Origin of the sequence: Bacillus sp. FSL L8-0099 (assembly GCF_038006385.1) — a bacterium.
Lineage (GTDB): Bacteria > Bacillota > Bacilli > Bacillales > Bacillaceae_G > Bacillus_A > Bacillus_A toyonensis.
The window spans coordinates 3,584,869-3,600,877 of sequence record NZ_JBBOVC010000001.1; the positions used below are offsets into that span (position 1 = coordinate 3,584,869).

Sequence of the window (16,009 nt, forward strand, 5' to 3'; positions counted from 1 at the left end):
TTCCATATAATATATTGATAATATACATAATTTTGAAAACTATCAACAAAATATATATCATCTTGTTTCTTATTCTTATGTAACTTATAATAAAAGATAGAGATTATGACGAACGCAAAAATAATGTAAGCTTGGAAATCCAAGCTTACATTATTTTTTGCTTTCCCTTTTCTAATAAAAAGAGTATACTAGATTAGAACGTATGTTCTTAACGATTACATACAGTAAGGAGATAGAACAATGGTATACGACACAAAAGCAATTTCTTGGAATGAATCTTTAAAACAACTTCAACGCCGCTATACAAACAAACAAGTTGACCGAAAAGAATTTGAAGATATTGAACTAATGGAATTCTTCCGCGATAACGACTACATTTCTTTACCTACACATATAAGCGGCCTATCAACAGCACGTTTTACTTCTTACTCTATTTTCACAACTGAAGATAAAGATCGTAAAGTTGGCACACTTATTATTGAGTATGTTGAAGACGATAATAATAATTTATGTGTTGAACAACTATACTTTGTTTAAATGATTACGCTTGGTCAAAATGACCAAGCGTTCTTGCTTTCTATGAATCTCAATGTTTATAATATGAATAAAAGAAAATCGAAATCATTTAAGGGGGGATATACTTGCTCGAAGGATGGTTCAGTTGGTTCATTGTATTATGGACTGTCATTTTATTAGGACTTATGTCTATCGGTGGATACTTTATGTTCAGAAAATTTTTAAAACGATTACCAAAAGAAGATGGTATGTCCATTTTAGATTGGGAAGAACACTACATAAATAAAACGAGACATTTATGGGCTGACGAACAAAAACAATTGCTAGAAGAGCTTGTAAGTCCTGTTCCAGAACTATTTCGCGACGTTGCCAAATCCAAAATCGCTAGTAAAATTGGAGAACTTGCATTACAAGAAAATGCCTCTCAAATTACACAAGACTTAATTATTAAAGGATATATTATTGCCACACCAAAGCGTGATCATAAATTTTTAGTAAAAAAACTACAAGAAAAAGAGATTGATTATTCAAACTACAAGTCTTTACTCGCAAAATAACTTCACATTATTTTCGATAAAAAAGACAGCGCCTTTGACGCTGTCTTTTTTATTTTATACATATACAGTTTTAAGTTAGCTTCATATCTTTTTCATTATAAAAACCATCTTCTTTTTCCATTTCCTTCTGTAATTTCGTAAAGGAACGGTACATCGCAATTCTCCATGATACAATCATCGCAAACGCAAGTAAGAAGAACATGCCGCTAAGTTGTCCTAAATCAAGAGATTGACTTAAGTATGTTTTAAATACAATCCGTACTACAAGTAATCCAATTAATATAAAAACAAATGCTTTTGAACGCTTCAAGTAAATCTCTTGTCCTCTAATTTCAAATTTAGATGTTTTAATAAGAAAAATAGAGAAAATCAAACCAACACCAATTGCTTCTAACATTTCTGCTGGAGTTAATCGAAATTCAGGAAAAAGATACATCAATGCTCCCGTACTCATAAAAAATGGCGGAAGTATAATTTTTTTCAATGTTGCAGGTTTCTTAGCTGCTTTTAAACGAATAAACATCGCACCGACAGCCATACAAACAGCAACGATACTTGATAAAAGAACTATGTTCATATTTTCTCATCCTTTTTTGTGGCTATATGCAAAATATACTTTCATTATATGCTTTTCCGTTAGTATTTCCAACATTTTCACAGAATAATACTAAAAACCGGTAAAACCACCAAATAAACTTGAGAAATATACGATAATTTTCGTCATCCAATTAAAGTATAAGAAGATACCCATGACAATCATAATGTATCCTCCGACTTTCATAAAGGCCATACTATTTCTTTTAATCCAAGACATTTTCGTAATAAAGAATGAAAGCACGAAAAATGGGATAGCAAATCCAAGTATGTAAGCAATCATATAAATCATTGCTGATTCTGGGTTTGTTGCTGCTAATCCAATTACGGACACTAAAATAGGTCCAGTACATGGCGTCCATCCTGCAGCAAAGGCCAATCCAATTAGAACTGATCCAAAATAGCCACTCGGACGATTTTTAAATGTAAATTTGCGATCTTGCATTAAAAACTTCGGCTTAAATACCCCAACAATAATAAGACCGAACACGATGATAAATATACCACCTAGCTGTCTAATTAAATCTTTATAATCTGTAAAGATTCCTCCAATAAAACTTGTACCAAATCCAATTGCAATAAATATAATTGAAAATCCAAGTAAGAAAAACGCTGTATGTATCATACTTCTTTTGCGAAGCATTGCATTTTCTTCTTTCAATTCAGAAACCGACATACCTGTTATGTACGATAAAAATGCCGGATAAAGCGGTAAGCAACATGGGGAAATAAATGATAAGAACCCAGCGCCAAACGCTAAAAAAATACTAATATCTTGCATAATTCCACTCCTCTCCTTACATATTGTAGCAAAAACACATAAAAATACTATGAACAATTCGTGAACTCACTTTTACAACGTGGTAATAAGAAAAACCACTCTTTCTCACAGTTTCTAATAAAACGTTTTCATTTCCTTCTATTATATAGAAAAATCTCAATTGGATTAGGAAACCCTTTAATTGTTATTAACATAACAAAGGTAACATAGTTTCTCAAATGATTAGCACGTATACGTACGTTTATATACATATTGATTTAAAAAATATTTTTTCAAATGCTGTCTTTATACAATACAAAGCTGATTTTACAATACTTTTATAATTAACAATTTCAAGATTATGCATAAATATCATACTTTTATTATTATTCTATAAAATGTCGCACTTTTCTTTTATTTGACCCTACATTTTTAATTTTGTATACTTCCCTCTAGATATATTTTCGTTACGGAACAACTTCACATGGATGGGAGGAATTTTTCATGCTTCGTTATTCTCTTTTAGTTTTATTAGGAGCGTGTAGTTATGGAATTTTAGCTATTTTTGTTAAACTTGCATATGCAGAAGGATTTTCACTTGGAGAGGTAATTGGCAGCCAATATTTGTTCGGTTGGATTATTTTGCTGGCTATTACACTTCTATTTTCTAGACACCGCGTTCCATTAAAACAAGCATTAATTTTATTCGTTGCAGGAACATCTGCAAGTTTTACTGGAATTTTTTATTATGCTTCATTAAAAACTGTACCAGCTTCTATCGCAATTATTCTTTTGTTCCAATTCGTTTGGGTCGGTATTATTATTGAAGCTATTGTAACAAAAACATTACCTTCAAGGGAAAAAGTTATTTCGGTTATTTTCTTACTTGTAGGTACATTTTTATCAAGTGGTTTACTGGAAAAATCGGCAGGTACTTTCGATACAACAGGAATCATTTTAGGGCTATTATCTGCTATTACATTTGCAACATACATTTTTGTGAGCGGAAAAGTTGCTGTTGAAGTACCTTCATTACCACGTGGTGTCCTGTTAATGGCTGGCGCTTTAACTTTAGTTATGATCGTATTCCCACCAACATTTATTATGAACGGTGCCATTTCTCAAGGACTTTGGAAATACGGCTTAGGATTAGGAATATTTAGTATCGTTATTCCGTCTATTGCCTTTACAATTGGTATTCCAAAAATCGGTTCTGGCTTAGCGACTATTCTTGGTGCAGCAGAGCTACCAGTTACAACAATTATGTCTGTATTCGTTTTAAAAGAAGCTGTACTATCTTCACAGTGGATAGGTGTATCACTTATTTTAATCGGTATTGCAATTCCGCAAATTGCATATGCAAGGCGTGGACGTTATCAAAAACTTCATACACATAAAAAAGTGGCAGCATAAAGTAAAACTTTAATCAGTGGGGATTTTGTTCATCCCCACTGATTATTAGCTCACACCACTCGGGCATTAACGAGAGAGGATTTTCATTTGAGAATCCTCTCTTTTATTGTTGTATACTTATAGTAAATACTTCGCTTAAGAAAGAGGGCATAATACGTGGCATCTATTCCAAATCAACTAACAGAAAAACTTATTTCCATTCGCCGACATTTACATGAGTATCCAGAACTATCATATGAAGAGTTTGAAACAACAAAAGCGATAAAAACTTGGTTAGAAGAAGCAAATATTACTATTATTGATTCCAATTTAGAAACAGGAATTATCGCAGAAATTTCTGGTAATCAAAATGGTCCAATTATAGCAATTCGTGCTGATATTGATGCACTTCCTATTCAAGAAGAAACAAACTTACCATACACTTCAAAAATTCAAGGTAAAATGCATGCTTGCGGACATGATTTTCATACCGCAGCTATTTTAGGTACAGCTTTCTTATTAAAAGAAAAGGAATCTTCCCTAAATGGAACGGTTCGCTTTATATTCCAACCAGCTGAAGAAAGTAGCAACGGTGCTTGCAAAGTTATTGAAGCTGGACATTTACATGATGTACAAGCTATTTTCGGTATGCATAATAAACCTGATTTACCAGTAGGTACAATTGGCATTAAAGATGGTCCACTAATGGCTGGAGTAGATCGATTTGAAATTGAAATTCACGGTGTCGGGACGCACGCAGCTGTACCAGATGCTGGTGTTGACCCTATCGTCGCATCCTCTCAAATTGTTATGGCACTACAAACAATTGTAAGTCGAAATATTAGCTCTTCACATAATGCCGTTGTAAGTGTTACAAACATTCATTCAGGAAATACGTGGAACGTTATTCCTGAAAAAGCAACATTAGAAGGAACAGTTCGTACATTCCAAAATGAAACACGAGAAAAGATACCAGCTTTAATGGAACGTATTATTAAAGGAGTTTCTGATGCATTAGGCGTAAAAACAGAATTCCGTTTTTATTCAGGTCCTCCTGCTGTTCATAACGATACATCTCTAACCGACTTATCTACTCAAGTTGCCGAAAAAATGAATTTAAATATTATTTCTCCTAACCCATCAATGGCCGGAGAAGACTTCTCCTTTTACCAACAAGAAATACCAGGTTCATTCGTCTTTATGGGAACGAGCGGTACACATGAGTGGCATCATCCTTCTTTTACAATTGATGAACGAGCACTCCCTATAAGTGCAAAATACTTTGCTTTGCTAGCTGAAAAAGCTCTTAAACAATTCTCATAGAAAAAAGCCGTTAAGGGGTACTTAACGGCTTTTCTTATTAAGTTAAATCGCGTTTTAAAAATACTGTATAGGAAATACTTAAAAATACAAATAAATACAGCAATAACATACATGAAGCAAATGGGAAGGTTACTCCTTCAATAAAACTTCCATTCTTGGCAATACCGTATAAATCTGTGTTTGCCGGCAATAAATATTTCACCCAATTATATCTAGTTGCTGCTAGTAACGCAATATTTCCTGATAAAGCAAGAAACAGTGAAATACCGATTGCGCCCCCACTAGATCTTGTTAACACAGAAATCATAAATGCAAACGCTGCGTACACAAGAGTTGGCAACCACGATAAAATGTAATATTTACTTACTTCCACAAAAATATTTTGTTTTATAATATTTCCATCTTGAAAAATAAATTCACTCCATGCAGGCTGTTGGAATTTATAAATAACAAGTCCACTTAAAGCGGAGAAAATCATATTAAATATAAACAATAAAGCTGCAAATATAACGATTGCTAAAAATTTTGCTGTTAAAATTTTAAATCGACTTGCCGGACGGATTGTTAAAAATTTATATGTTCCCCAGCTATATTCATTCGCAAAAATTGTACTTGCATACACGAGGATAAATGGAAGCAAAATTGGAAATACGATAAAACCTGTATCTCTCATGAAAGAAAGTGGAGAATTGCTTGCTGGTGCTATATCCGTATCTAAATGCTTCATTTTAAGCTGATATTCCTTTACAAGCTCGTCCCCCGACCTTTCTGCTAAAATAGCTTCTTTTTTCATACCAAGCTTTTTCTCAATTTCTACCGTACGTTCTGTATAATCTGCTTTCCAACCCTTTGTTTCTGGTTCTAAATACTTTACCGTAACCCATCCTAATCCAATTATTAATACTGCAATAACCGCAAAAGGAATAATCGTTCTTTTACGCTTAAATATTTTATACAGCTCGTTATACACTAAATTAAACAATATCTTTTCCCCCTGTTAATTCTAAAAATTGCTCTTCTAACGTTTTTCTTTCTTCATATACACGATAAACTTGAATATTTTTCTCAAGCAAAGTACGAATAACATTTGGGATTTCTTCATCTTTTACATTGATAAGTAGATCATTACCTTTTATTACAACATCACATTCTAACATTTCCGCTGCTTTATTTGCATCATCTACACGTATACGGATCGTCTCCATCTCTTCACTATGACTATGCTGAATATTTTGCGTCGCTACATATTCTCCGTGTTGAATAATAATAACTCTGTCACACATTAATTCAACTTCTGAAAGTAAGTGACTAGATACAAGTACTGCTTTTCCTTGTTCATGTGCAATTTTCTTTATGTACATTCTCATTTCATGTATTCCACTTGGGTCTAGTCCATTCGTTGGTTCATCTAGTACCAATACATCTGGATTATGAATAAGCGCCTGAGCAATCCCTAAACGTTGTCTCATACCGAGTGAATATGCTTTTACTTTACGGTCAATTACTTGTCCCATTCCTAACAATTTCACTACTTCATCGATACGTTCTTCTGTCACATTCCCATTCATTCGGCCGAAATATGTTAAATTTTCGTAGCCGCTCAAAAAAGGATAAAATTCCGGTGTCTCAATTACTGCACCAATTTTCGCAGCAGTTTTTTCAAATTGCTGTTTTACAGATTGACCATCAATCCATACTTCACCTTCTGTCATACGGATCATACCGACCATCATTCTCATTAAAGTCGTTTTTCCAGCACCATTTGGTCCTAGCAGGCCAACAACTTCACCTTTTTTAACTTCGAAACTAATATTTTCTACAAGTGTCTTTGAACCGATTCGCTTCGTTAACCGCTCAACTTTTACAATTGATTGTTCATTTGTCATTCTATACAACCTTTCCTTCCCATTCTTTGTCAGGTCTTTTCACTCTAACACGATTATTTTCATGTGTAAAATAGAAAAAGGCATGATTTCTCATGCCTTTTTCTCAAACTGAAACAAATTTCCGTCTTTTAAACTTCGAACAAATCGACAACATTGCATCATCGATAATACGACGACAGCCATCATAATTATACTAACAACTGCTATTGCATATATTGTAATTGGTGCACTATTTATCCCTTGTATCCCTGCTATTTTCATAAAGATAATCGTGAATAATTTCAAGAATAACATCCCATGAACTAGACCGAAAACAGACGCTGCTCCATAAATGAATAATTGCTCCTGACATAATAAACATAGTATTTCATTTTTTTTCATATTCCCTACTACATAAGATTTAAATTCCTCTCTCCTCACTTGCAGAAGAGAATTCGTCATTTTATACGCAATAAAAATACATATAAAAATCAATACAATAAACAGCGTGTAAAAACACATTTGAAACAAAAATGTTGCCCCTACTTTCCCAGTCGCTAGTTCATTAAATTGTAGCGACATCATAAAAAACAAAATTGCAGTACACATGGCAATCCACATGAATTGCTTCATCCTTTTGACAGCAAATGTTCTTATATTTTTTCTCGCTAACCGACATAAAGACATAAATTTCTTCCCCTACCTTATAACATACGCATTCTATACTACTAGTGTATAAAAATATGACATTACAAACATCGCACTACAATCTGAATCTTTTCTAAGTCTTTAGTCCTAGAAAGGAAAATGGGAATTTATTCATATTTAAATTATAATTGTAAAAAGAGGAGGGTTTATACTATGCGTATAAACGTATTATTTATCTTATCTTTACTTTTCTTTACTAGTTGTAACCAAATACAAAATAATGAAGTTGCTTCTGTAGAAGCTTACAAGTTAACAAAAGAACAGTCTTCTATTTTACAAATGACGCCTATTCAAGAAGGAAATAGTATGTTTTATAACGTTACACTTAATAATGATAAAGATGAAATAAATGCTACGATTGATTATTATCAAAATGGTAAAAAAGTAAAAGAGATTACTAACATCGCTTCATCACATTTTCTAGAAAAGAAAATAAAACTCTCTTTCATACCACCACATTTCCAATTTGATAAAGATGTAAAAGAAAAAGGTCAATGGTATATTAATATTGACGGTGGTTCAACGCTTGCTCCTGAAGAAGCACCTCTAGGTGTAAATAGTTCTGCAACTATTACAATTCAATCTGCAAAAAATTTAAGATATAATCAGAAAACAATTTTAGCTGCTGTAATCCAAACAAGTAAAGAAACTGTAAGCGTCCCTACAATTGATGAAGAAACAGGTATTGATCTACTCTTAAAAGAAAATGAACACGTTTATCTTTTCAGTATCGAGCTAAAAAAAGAAAAATAAAACAGAAATGCACTTAAGCTGCATTTCCGCTTTATTGTTTAATAAGGTGTACTTTTATATATTCGAATTAAATCTATTTACCGTTACTAATATTACTCATCTTCTACTTCTATTCGTTTCTTCTCTCTTGCAATTTTTAAAAACTCTAACAGCTCTGGATTACTATTCATTTTTTTATAAGCTACCGACATTTCTGCAACAAAATTAGAATCATATAACTCTTTATATACAACTTCTGTTTTATATAATTTATTTGCCGATACAGGGATTACTGTAATCCCAATCCCTGCTGCTACAAGCCCCATAACTGTTTGATATTCTGTTGCTTCTTGTACAATTTGAGGACTAAAGCCAACCTCTCGACAAAGAGATAAAATTGTATCATACAACGCCGGCCATACTGGTCTCGTAATAAAAACAAACGGTTCATCGCGTAAATCTTCTATATGTATTTCATCTTTCTCTGCAAGTGGATGTGCCTTTGGCAAACATAAAGTACAAGATAACCTTTGAATTGGTTCTAACTCTAATAATTGTGTTGAAATTGGCGGCCGTAAAAATCCAATATCAATACGATTATCATGAAGTGCATGCACTTGATCTGGTGTAGATAATTCATGTAATGCGACAGACACTCTCGGAAATTTCTTTCTATACTCCCTGACGATAGACGGTAAAATATCATATATCGCCGCACCTACAAAACCAATTGAGAGTGATCCAACTTCTCCCCTTTGCGCACTTTGTGCAACTTCTACTGCTTTTTCAATTTGCTCAAACGCTTTTTTTACTTCTTTTAAAAACATTTCTCCTGCTTCTGTTAATTCAACCTTTCTCTTCGTTCTTGAAAATAACAGAACTCCCATTTCTTTTTCTAATTGCTGAATTTGTTGACTAAGTGGCGGTTGTGTCATTTGTAAACGAGCAGCCGCTCGTCCAAAGTGTAACTCTTCTGCCACAACAACAAAATATTGCAAATGCCGTAATTCCATTTTGGACACCCTTTTCAATTTCAATTAATACGTCTAATATATTAATAACATATAATTTATATATTAGACAAATATTTTGAATGAACGTATAGTAGAAATTGTTAATTCTTTTTTACAATTTTTATGTAAAAAAAGAAAGAGGTGGTTACTGTATGAAATGGTGGAAGTTAAGTGGACAAATTTTATTATTATTTTGTTTCGCTTGGACAGGTGAATGGATCGCAAAACAGGCACACCTCCCAGTTCCAGGAAGTATAATCGGTATTTTTTTATTATTAATTTCATTAAAATTTAACCTAGTTAAAAAAGAGTGGATACAGGACGGAGCAGACTTTCTATTAAAAGAACTTATTTTATTTTTTATTCCTTCTGCAGTCGCTGTTATTCGTTACAAAGATACACTATCACAATATGGAATCGATCTCATTTTAATTATTATGATTAGTACACTTTGTGTTACTCTCGTAACAGGACTATTAACAGAATTGCTACTTAAGCGGAAAGGATCAACGCAATGATCGGCTTTCTTTGTTTACTATTAACACTATTGACATATTGGATATCTAAAAAAATATATCAACGTTGGAATTGGAGCTTACTTTCTCCTCTCCTTGTCTGTCCCATTATTTTAATCGCTTTATTGCTTGGACTAGACACACCTTATGAAACATATGAATCTGGTGGTCAATGGCTAACAGAATTATTAAAACCTGCAACAGTTGCTTTTGCATGGCCAATCTATAAATACTTTGATTTATTAAAGAAACACGGAATCGCCATCTTACTTAACGTCATCGTTGGTTCATTTTTATCAGTTATTACTTCGGCACTACTAGCAAATTATTTTCAAATTGATTCGTCACTAGAACATAGTTTAGCACCGCATATTGTAACGACACCAATCGCAATGGCTATTTCAGAAATGATTGGTGGCATGTCACAATTAACAGCTGTATTTGTCGTTTTAACTGCCTTAACAGGAGCATTACTCGGCCCTTCCCTTATACGTATTTGCCGCATTAAAACCGCGCTCGCAAAAGGTATTATGTTAGGAACGAGCGCAAATGGAACTGGTACATCAAAAGCATTCGAAATCGGCCCTGTTGAAGGAACAATCGCAAGTTTATCCATGCTTTTAACAGCGGGTGCTAGTTTAGTTATCGTTCCGCTTTTCTTATCTTGGATACATTAAAAAGCAAGTATTTACATACTTGCTTTTTCATTTATATATTGACATATTAACTCGTAATCCTCCGGAAAAGCTAGCGATAATTTTTCAACTTCCTGTATCCCTTTCCAGTCAATTTCATGTATTAACTCATCAGGATCTTGAATTTTCATACTACCGCCTATTTTTTTAACAAAGTAATAATGAACATACACTGGAATTCCGTATGTAATACCTTCTTTTTCGTATATTTTATTTACAACTTCCACATTGTAGCCTGTTTCCTCCCAAACTTCCCTGATACAACATTCTTCTAGTGTTTCTCCCTTTTCAAGTCCTCCACTTGGTACAGACCACCTTTTTTCTTCCCCTTCTTTGCCTTGCAGCACCATTAAAATTTCATTTCTGTCATTCATACATATAGCTGCCGTACCTATCCATCTCTCCATAAACATCCCTCCCCTACTAAAATTCGCCTTCTTTTTTATTTTCCCCTTGAAAAAAGAGGAAAAAAATAAAACGGTGACGAAAGAATACATCAACTTCATAGGCAGTCCCTTCTTAGAAATTAAAAACGGAAGGATGAAATTATGATTTCTAAATATGTTGTGGAATGTGTCTTTTGTGAAGAAAATCGAAAACCTCGCCAAGCTACCGTCACAGTTCCCGCCACTTCTCAACTACTAGCTATTCAAAAAGTTCGGGCTGAATGTAAACGTCGCTTTGGAAAAACGTTATTATTGCAAACAGAGGTTAAAGAAGAAATAGTTTTGGAACAAAAAGAAAGCTGACCATCAATTGGCCAGCTTTCTTGTCCGATCATATTTTCACATGAAGATTAGGGGCATCCTCTTTAAGGATCGGGATTTTCCCATTATGTACGTTCCATAATGGTCATCGAACAATATATTTCTATGCAATTAAGTATTGAATAGAATAGGGCAAAACTTGTTCGCATTTTTAGAAAAGGGATAGGGATATAATTCAAGTAGTACTTCGAATACTCGAACTTTATACTCATAATATTAATGCAAATTCTTTTATATGGGAAATATGAATTACTTATATAATTCATTCGTAAAATATATTAATACCTTGCTATAGTAGTTTTATTCCATCAATAACATACATCCGGCTAAAACTGGCGTCATAATCATTGAAAATCTCAACAGCATGCGTGGTGCATAATTTGTAAACTTCGCACCGATATATGCTCCTAACATCGTCCCAATTAATACTTGCAATAACAATATATAATCTAAATACCCTTCCGAACTATATCCAATCCCGCCTCCAATTGCAATGGGTAATATAACAAGCATAGTCGTTCCTACAGATTGCTGTATCGTTAATCCTAAAAGAACCATTAGTCCAAGTTGTATAAAAGGGGCTGAACCAATCCCGAATGAACCAGCCAACATTCCAGTAACTAATCCTAAACATATACATTTCATCAAGTTGTTTTTTGAAAGTTTTTTCTGTCCACATAAGGGTGGCTGTTGCTTATTTAGAGACATAATCAATTTAATAAACATAAAAATTGCTGATAAAAATAACATCCCAGCTGTAAACCAATGGAGAAGATGTGCTGGTATAAGCGAACCAAACTTTGAACCGATATAAGAACCAAGCGCTCCAAATCCACCAACAATCCCGCCTATCATAAGTACAACATTTCCTTCACGATAATGACTTATAACTCCAGATAACGTCGTAAATGCCATAGCAGTTAAAGATGTTGCAAGTGCAACGTGAATAGGAATATGAAATACTAAAGTGAGTATCGCGATAATAAATCCAGCTCCCCCTGCTCCAACAAATCCTAATAAAATACCCATTAATAACATCGTTATAATAATTGCCACATACTCTCCCTCCAGTATCCCAATTATCTACTATACGCCCTCTTCCATACAAATAAAAAGCATCCTATCCGGATGCTTTCACTACTTTTCTATATTGAAAATATGTAATCAATCTTGATTAATTAAAATAACAGCAGGACCAGCAACGACTACTCCAGCTACTTCTATCTTTTCAAATTCCTTTACTGTAATAGATATAACACCTTCTCTTTCCATCAATTCTTTACTCAGGACTTCAGTCGGTATCGTCTTCACCGTCTTACCTCCTTTTCATTTATACAATATGATAAAGCGACACTTTAATCAGTGGGGGTTTTGGCCACCCCCACTGATTATTAGCCCTCATCAACCAGGCTTTTGCGAGATAAAAACAACCCAATACATCCATATATATGCATCACCTCCACTTTCATTCCTTATTCCATCCAAAATTCATATTCCCTTTCTATAACATATTGAAAAATAAAAAGAAGCTATAACATATAGCTTCTCTCTAAGTTTCTTTACCCTCTCTGTACCTTATATGTCAAAACTCTACCATCTCTATCAAATTGGAAAATAAGCTGTTCACTATCTATTGGAATGAAGCCACGTTCTGTCCCAAGATAGTACAAAGTGATGACCCCTTCTTCCTCATTTCTCGTTTCAGTAGGCGTTCCTAACAATTGTGTAATTTCTTCATTTGATTTCCCTATTAATTTATATTTTTGCATGAAATCATCTACCATATGTACCCGTTTCTCTTCGTCATTTAACCACCGATCTCGATTAAAATTGGAAGTGTACTCATTCATACTTAATTGTACAGCACACACTATTAATGGAATGATCCCTACTATCATTACACGTAACATTTGTTTCTTTTCTTTATTACGACTTGTAGAAGCACGTAAGATGACTCTTTGAATCATGACTAATAAAATAAATGGCATAACTACTACAAAAATACTCTTTACACTTAATGACATATGAACTATATCGATAACGAAAATAAACGCAATGTACATGACTATATACAAACAAAAATAAACATACAAAATCCCATGTAATAGAGCACCCAGAAAAATCTCCCCCTTTTTAATTCACCTGGCAAAGCATTTCTCTTATCTTTTGTAACTCTTGCGCTGTATATATTACTTCCCCTGTTAAAACTTCATTTTTGAAAAACGCTACGATTTGCTCCCTATCTTTTAATCTAGGTGTGTCCTCATTAGAAAGATCTAGTACTTCTTTACCACTCTCATTATAAAAATATACAATTGGCTTTACGTTTTCTTTTACAATATCAACTTGCAATTCTTTCAAACAATTGTATAAAATTTGAGATTGTTTCTTCGCTTTATATACTGGATTCCCTTCATTTTTCACTTGTATAGTTAACGAATCTTCACCTGTAATACATTCAAGCGTCTCTTCTTTTTTAATTTCTTGTTGATACTTACCTATTTCATCAAGCATAAATGAATATATACTAGCATTCTCTTTCGTTACACCATGAATTAATTTTCCTGTCCACTCTCTCGTCTCAAGTAAATACATACCAGTTTTATATAAGATAAGATGATGGATTCGAATATCGTTTATTCCAAGTTTATCTCTAATAAAAACATTCGGCATAATATGAAATTCATCTTCTTGTATGATTTCTTGTTCTAAAAATCCTTGCTTCATATAATGTAATGTTTCATGCGTATTTACTTCAGCGCTATTTTTAGTATACTCTCGTAAATCTGCAATTAACTTTTGAAACATATGTATTTCATTACTATGTTTATCTTGCATTTCACTACGTTCTTTACTATGTTGCATAGCTAATTGATTTTTCATCATACGCATATTTTCAAGTTCTCTAGCTGTACTAACTTGTAAATCATTATACTTTTTCTGTTCCATATTTTTTAACGTATTTTGTTGCTCTTTATGTTCTGTAACCGTGGCTGCAATTTCACTTTCATACGTTTCAATCGCTTGCTTTTTTTCAAATTCCACCTGCTGGCTCTCTGATTCCAACTGTTTATTTTTATAAAACAGTACGAATACTGCAGCTAATAATATTAAAATTACACCTATTAGCACATAATCCATATTTTTACTCCTTTATTTCAATTTTTGATTATTTTTTATAAATATCCCCATTGTATTATACTATGCTTTTAATATACAACTTGTGAAAATTACTTTTTTCATAGAGTGACACTTTAATCAGTGTTTTGTTCTATCACCCACTCATTATTAGCCCTCACCAATCGGCCTTTTACGGGCAACTCCCACCTATCTTCCTCGCATTCGCCGAGATTCTTACTGCCTGCAAATCGCGGGATAAAAGGTATCTCAGGCGAGATACCTTTTACGTTGACTTTATTATACACCATACTGAATATAACTCGAATCATAATATATCCATTCATTTCCACCTAATCCGAGCCAGCCATCTTGCTTACACCATACTCGATATGCCTCACCATGATGTAACTGTCTTATAACATTTCCACTTAATGATGGAGCATCCCGTAGATTCACATTGTCACCAGTAATAGTCGCCACATAATGTTTATACTGAATATAACTCGAATCATAGTATATCCATTCATTTCCACCCAAAGCAAGCCAACCATCTTGTTCGCTCAAAACTTCATATGATTCACCTCGATTTAGCTGGCGAATTACACTAGATTGTAAAGATGGTCCAGTCCGTAAATTTACATTATCGCCATTAATTACAGCAACACCGTAAACTGGAGTTGCATTATTAGGCGGAGAAACATTCCCTCCACCACTCGATCCATTCCCTTGCAAAGCTTCTAATGAAACTGCTGCTGATACATCACAATTTCCTACACCTGAAATTTGACCAGAATCAGTGTATTGCCACGCTGTCCACTCTGTCCATCCACCAGCATCAGCAGGCGGTGTACTAGAATATCTAGCAATCCAAAGTGGAATATCACTTAACCCGTTAATTCCAAACTCATTAATATACCAAACTCCTGTATATAACATTACATTTTTTCCAGTAGCCTGTTTCACATAATTTATGAAACTTCTTGCCCAATTAGATATAGCGGTACCAGTTAAATTACTATTACTCGGATCTGTTGGTGACTCTAAATCTAGAACTGGCATTAAGTCTGTTTGATTGCTTTGTAATATACTCACAAAATATTTCGCTTCTGAAATTGCATCATTTTGTTCTGGATGTGCAAAATGGTATGCACCGATTAATACATTCGCATTTCGTGCCGCTTGTACATTTTGAACAAAAGTAGGATCAAGATAATTTACACCTTCTGTCGCTTTTGCATATGCTGCTGGAATGCCAGATGCCTTCACTGCATTCCAATCAATACTCCCTTCCCAATGAGACACATCGATAAACGTAACATTTGAACTCGATCTGTTTTGCATATAAAATCTCCTATCAAATTTTTTCATTCCGTATACATACAATATGTACAACTTTACTAAATGGACACGACATGTATGCTATAAAAACAAAGAGTAAATATATTTTATATA

Annotated in this window: 21 protein-coding genes; 8 read left to right on the forward strand and 13 right to left on the reverse strand. The window is 33.6% G+C overall.

The window, feature by feature from the left end:
* Positions 1 to 240 precede the first annotated feature (240 nt).
* Complete coding sequence (locus tag MHH42_RS18030) at positions 241 to 537, forward strand: hypothetical protein (protein WP_000262403.1); 297 nt, start codon at positions 241 to 243, stop codon at positions 535 to 537.
* A gap of 104 nt (positions 538 to 641) precedes the next feature.
* Positions 642 to 1,073, forward strand: coding sequence for a DUF2621 domain-containing protein (locus tag MHH42_RS18035; protein WP_016108914.1), 432 nt, complete (start codon positions 642 to 644; stop codon positions 1,071 to 1,073).
* 70 nt (positions 1,074 to 1,143) lie between these two features.
* On the opposite strand, the gene MHH42_RS18040 is transcribed toward MHH42_RS18035, so the two are convergent.
* The 3 genes from MHH42_RS18040 to MHH42_RS18050 form a co-directional block, all read right to left on the reverse strand.
* Positions 1,144 to 1,650, reverse strand: coding sequence for a CcdC family protein (locus MHH42_RS18040; protein ID WP_070173628.1), 507 nt, complete (start codon positions 1,648 to 1,650; stop codon positions 1,144 to 1,146).
* 90 nt (positions 1,651 to 1,740) lie between these two features.
* A complete protein-coding gene (gene ccdA, locus MHH42_RS18045) occupies positions 1,741 to 2,448 on the reverse strand; it encodes a cytochrome c-type biogenesis protein CcdA (RefSeq protein ID WP_001152675.1) in 708 nt (235 codons plus the stop codon).
* A gap of 16 nt (positions 2,449 to 2,464) precedes the next feature.
* Positions 2,465 to 2,614, reverse strand: a complete 150-nt coding sequence (locus MHH42_RS18050; protein WP_073990665.1) for a peptidase T — start codon at positions 2,612 to 2,614, stop codon at positions 2,465 to 2,467.
* Between the two features lie 317 nt (positions 2,615 to 2,931).
* On the opposite strand from MHH42_RS18050, the gene MHH42_RS18055 reads away from it, so the two are divergent.
* Together MHH42_RS18055 and MHH42_RS18060 are read left to right on the forward strand one after the other, a co-directional pair.
* Entirely contained in the window at positions 2,932 to 3,840 is a 909-nt protein-coding gene (locus tag MHH42_RS18055; RefSeq protein WP_097837394.1) for an EamA family transporter, read from the forward strand.
* A 156-nt stretch (positions 3,841 to 3,996) separates the two neighbouring features.
* Positions 3,997 to 5,142: a M20 peptidase aminoacylase family protein gene (locus tag MHH42_RS18060; protein ID WP_000146709.1), complete on the forward strand. Its 1,146-nt coding sequence runs from the start codon at positions 3,997 to 3,999 to the stop codon at positions 5,140 to 5,142.
* Between the two features lie 37 nt (positions 5,143 to 5,179).
* Here the strand turns inward: MHH42_RS18060 and MHH42_RS18065 are convergent, their stop codons facing one another.
* From MHH42_RS18065 to MHH42_RS18075, 3 genes are all read right to left on the reverse strand, one after another.
* A complete protein-coding gene (locus MHH42_RS18065; RefSeq protein WP_097837395.1) occupies positions 5,180 to 6,124 on the reverse strand; it encodes an ABC transporter permease in 945 nt (314 codons plus the stop codon).
* The gene (locus tag MHH42_RS18070) at positions 6,117 to 7,028 is read right to left on the reverse strand and encodes an ABC transporter ATP-binding protein (RefSeq protein WP_000180632.1); all 912 of its coding nucleotides are present in this window, start codon (positions 7,026 to 7,028) and stop codon (positions 6,117 to 6,119) included. Before MHH42_RS18070 ends, MHH42_RS18065 begins: the two co-directional genes overlap by 8 nt.
* A gap of 90 nt (positions 7,029 to 7,118) precedes the next feature.
* The gene (locus MHH42_RS18075) at positions 7,119 to 7,694 is read right to left on the reverse strand and encodes an FtsX-like permease family protein (RefSeq protein ID WP_000050641.1); all 576 of its coding nucleotides are present in this window, start codon (positions 7,692 to 7,694) and stop codon (positions 7,119 to 7,121) included.
* Positions 7,695 to 7,868: 174 nt separating this feature from the next.
* Between MHH42_RS18075 and MHH42_RS18080 the strand changes: the two genes are divergently transcribed.
* On the forward strand, positions 7,869 to 8,468 hold the full coding sequence (locus MHH42_RS18080; protein ID WP_001222411.1) for a hypothetical protein: 600 nt from the start codon (positions 7,869 to 7,871) through the stop codon (positions 8,466 to 8,468).
* Between the two features lie 92 nt (positions 8,469 to 8,560).
* On the opposite strand, the gene alsR is transcribed toward MHH42_RS18080, so the two are convergent.
* Positions 8,561 to 9,460: an acetoin biosynthesis transcriptional regulator AlsR gene (gene alsR / locus MHH42_RS18085; protein ID WP_000423218.1), complete on the reverse strand. Its 900-nt coding sequence runs from the start codon at positions 9,458 to 9,460 to the stop codon at positions 8,561 to 8,563.
* Between the two features lie 152 nt (positions 9,461 to 9,612).
* Between alsR and MHH42_RS18090 the strand changes: the two genes are divergently transcribed.
* Both MHH42_RS18090 and MHH42_RS18095 read left to right on the forward strand, forming a co-directional pair.
* Positions 9,613 to 9,978: a CidA/LrgA family holin-like protein gene (locus MHH42_RS18090; RefSeq protein ID WP_000872363.1), complete on the forward strand. Its 366-nt coding sequence runs from the start codon at positions 9,613 to 9,615 to the stop codon at positions 9,976 to 9,978.
* On the forward strand, positions 9,975 to 10,652 hold the full coding sequence (locus tag MHH42_RS18095; protein ID WP_000578968.1) for an LrgB family protein: 678 nt from the start codon (positions 9,975 to 9,977) through the stop codon (positions 10,650 to 10,652). Before MHH42_RS18090 ends, MHH42_RS18095 begins: the two co-directional genes overlap by 4 nt.
* 11 nt (positions 10,653 to 10,663) lie before the next feature.
* Here MHH42_RS18095 and MHH42_RS18100 read toward each other — a convergent pair whose 3' ends face one another.
* Positions 10,664 to 11,077 carry an NUDIX hydrolase gene (locus MHH42_RS18100; RefSeq protein ID WP_000442987.1) on the reverse strand — a complete coding sequence of 138 codons (414 nt, stop codon included), beginning with the start codon at positions 11,075 to 11,077 and terminating at the stop codon, positions 10,664 to 10,666.
* 141 nt (positions 11,078 to 11,218) lie between these two features.
* Between MHH42_RS18100 and MHH42_RS18105 the strand changes: the two genes are divergently transcribed.
* A complete protein-coding gene (locus tag MHH42_RS18105; RefSeq protein WP_000624210.1) occupies positions 11,219 to 11,419 on the forward strand; it encodes a DUF3903 domain-containing protein in 201 nt (66 codons plus the stop codon).
* Between the two features lie 318 nt (positions 11,420 to 11,737).
* Here the strand turns inward: MHH42_RS18105 and MHH42_RS18110 are convergent, their stop codons facing one another.
* The 5 genes from MHH42_RS18110 to MHH42_RS18130 all read right to left on the reverse strand — a co-directional run bounded on the left by MHH42_RS18110 (position 11,738) and on the right by MHH42_RS18130 (position 15,898).
* Entirely contained in the window at positions 11,738 to 12,493 is a 756-nt protein-coding gene (locus MHH42_RS18110) for a sulfite exporter TauE/SafE family protein (RefSeq protein ID WP_000974639.1), read from the reverse strand.
* A gap of 108 nt (positions 12,494 to 12,601) precedes the next feature.
* Positions 12,602 to 12,748: a BC1881 family protein gene (locus MHH42_RS18115; RefSeq protein ID WP_000849372.1), complete on the reverse strand. Its 147-nt coding sequence runs from the start codon at positions 12,746 to 12,748 to the stop codon at positions 12,602 to 12,604.
* A gap of 248 nt (positions 12,749 to 12,996) precedes the next feature.
* Positions 12,997 to 13,500 carry a hypothetical protein gene (locus MHH42_RS18120; RefSeq protein WP_002109353.1) on the reverse strand — a complete coding sequence of 168 codons (504 nt, stop codon included), beginning with the start codon at positions 13,498 to 13,500 and terminating at the stop codon, positions 12,997 to 12,999.
* Between the two features lie 70 nt (positions 13,501 to 13,570).
* Positions 13,571 to 14,578: a nuclease-related domain-containing protein gene (locus tag MHH42_RS18125; RefSeq protein WP_000386795.1), complete on the reverse strand. Its 1,008-nt coding sequence runs from the start codon at positions 14,576 to 14,578 to the stop codon at positions 13,571 to 13,573.
* 276 nt (positions 14,579 to 14,854) lie between these two features.
* Positions 14,855 to 15,898, reverse strand: a complete 1,044-nt coding sequence (locus tag MHH42_RS18130; protein WP_001181410.1) for a GH25 family lysozyme — start codon at positions 15,896 to 15,898, stop codon at positions 14,855 to 14,857.
* Positions 15,899 to 16,009: the final 111 nt, after the last annotated feature.

What these genes read in the sequence shown, in the direction of transcription:
- ccdA (WP_001152675.1), bottom strand. Translation starts at nt 2,448, where the DNA reads ATGCAAGATATTAGTATTTTTTTAGCGTTTGGCGCTGGGTTCTTATCA.
- MHH42_RS18055 (WP_097837394.1), top strand. Translation starts at nt 2,932, where the DNA reads ATGCTTCGTTATTCTCTTTTAGTTTTATTAGGAGCGTGTAGTTATGGA.
- MHH42_RS18030 (WP_000262403.1), top strand. Translation starts at nt 241, where the DNA reads ATGGTATACGACACAAAAGCAATTTCTTGGAATGAATCTTTAAAACAA.
- MHH42_RS18080 (WP_001222411.1), top strand. Translation starts at nt 7,869, where the DNA reads ATGCGTATAAACGTATTATTTATCTTATCTTTACTTTTCTTTACTAGT.
- MHH42_RS18090 (WP_000872363.1), top strand. Translation starts at nt 9,613, where the DNA reads ATGAAATGGTGGAAGTTAAGTGGACAAATTTTATTATTATTTTGTTTC.
- MHH42_RS18075 (WP_000050641.1), bottom strand. Translation starts at nt 7,694, where the DNA reads ATGTCTTTATGTCGGTTAGCGAGAAAAAATATAAGAACATTTGCTGTC.
- alsR (WP_000423218.1), bottom strand. Translation starts at nt 9,460, where the DNA reads ATGGAATTACGGCATTTGCAATATTTTGTTGTTGTGGCAGAAGAGTTA.
- MHH42_RS18130 (WP_001181410.1), bottom strand. Translation starts at nt 15,898, where the DNA reads ATGCAAAACAGATCGAGTTCAAATGTTACGTTTATCGATGTGTCTCAT.
- MHH42_RS18125 (WP_000386795.1), bottom strand. Translation starts at nt 14,578, where the DNA reads ATGGATTATGTGCTAATAGGTGTAATTTTAATATTATTAGCTGCAGTA.
- MHH42_RS18040 (WP_070173628.1), bottom strand. Translation starts at nt 1,650, where the DNA reads ATGAACATAGTTCTTTTATCAAGTATCGTTGCTGTTTGTATGGCTGTC.
- MHH42_RS18100 (WP_000442987.1), bottom strand. Translation starts at nt 11,077, where the DNA reads ATGGAGAGATGGATAGGTACGGCAGCTATATGTATGAATGACAGAAAT.
- MHH42_RS18120 (WP_002109353.1), bottom strand. Translation starts at nt 13,500, where the DNA reads ATGTACATTGCGTTTATTTTCGTTATCGATATAGTTCATATGTCATTA.
- MHH42_RS18070 (WP_000180632.1), bottom strand. Translation starts at nt 7,028, where the DNA reads ATGACAAATGAACAATCAATTGTAAAAGTTGAGCGGTTAACGAAGCGA.
- MHH42_RS18095 (WP_000578968.1), top strand. Translation starts at nt 9,975, where the DNA reads ATGATCGGCTTTCTTTGTTTACTATTAACACTATTGACATATTGGATA.
- MHH42_RS18105 (WP_000624210.1), top strand. Translation starts at nt 11,219, where the DNA reads ATGATTTCTAAATATGTTGTGGAATGTGTCTTTTGTGAAGAAAATCGA.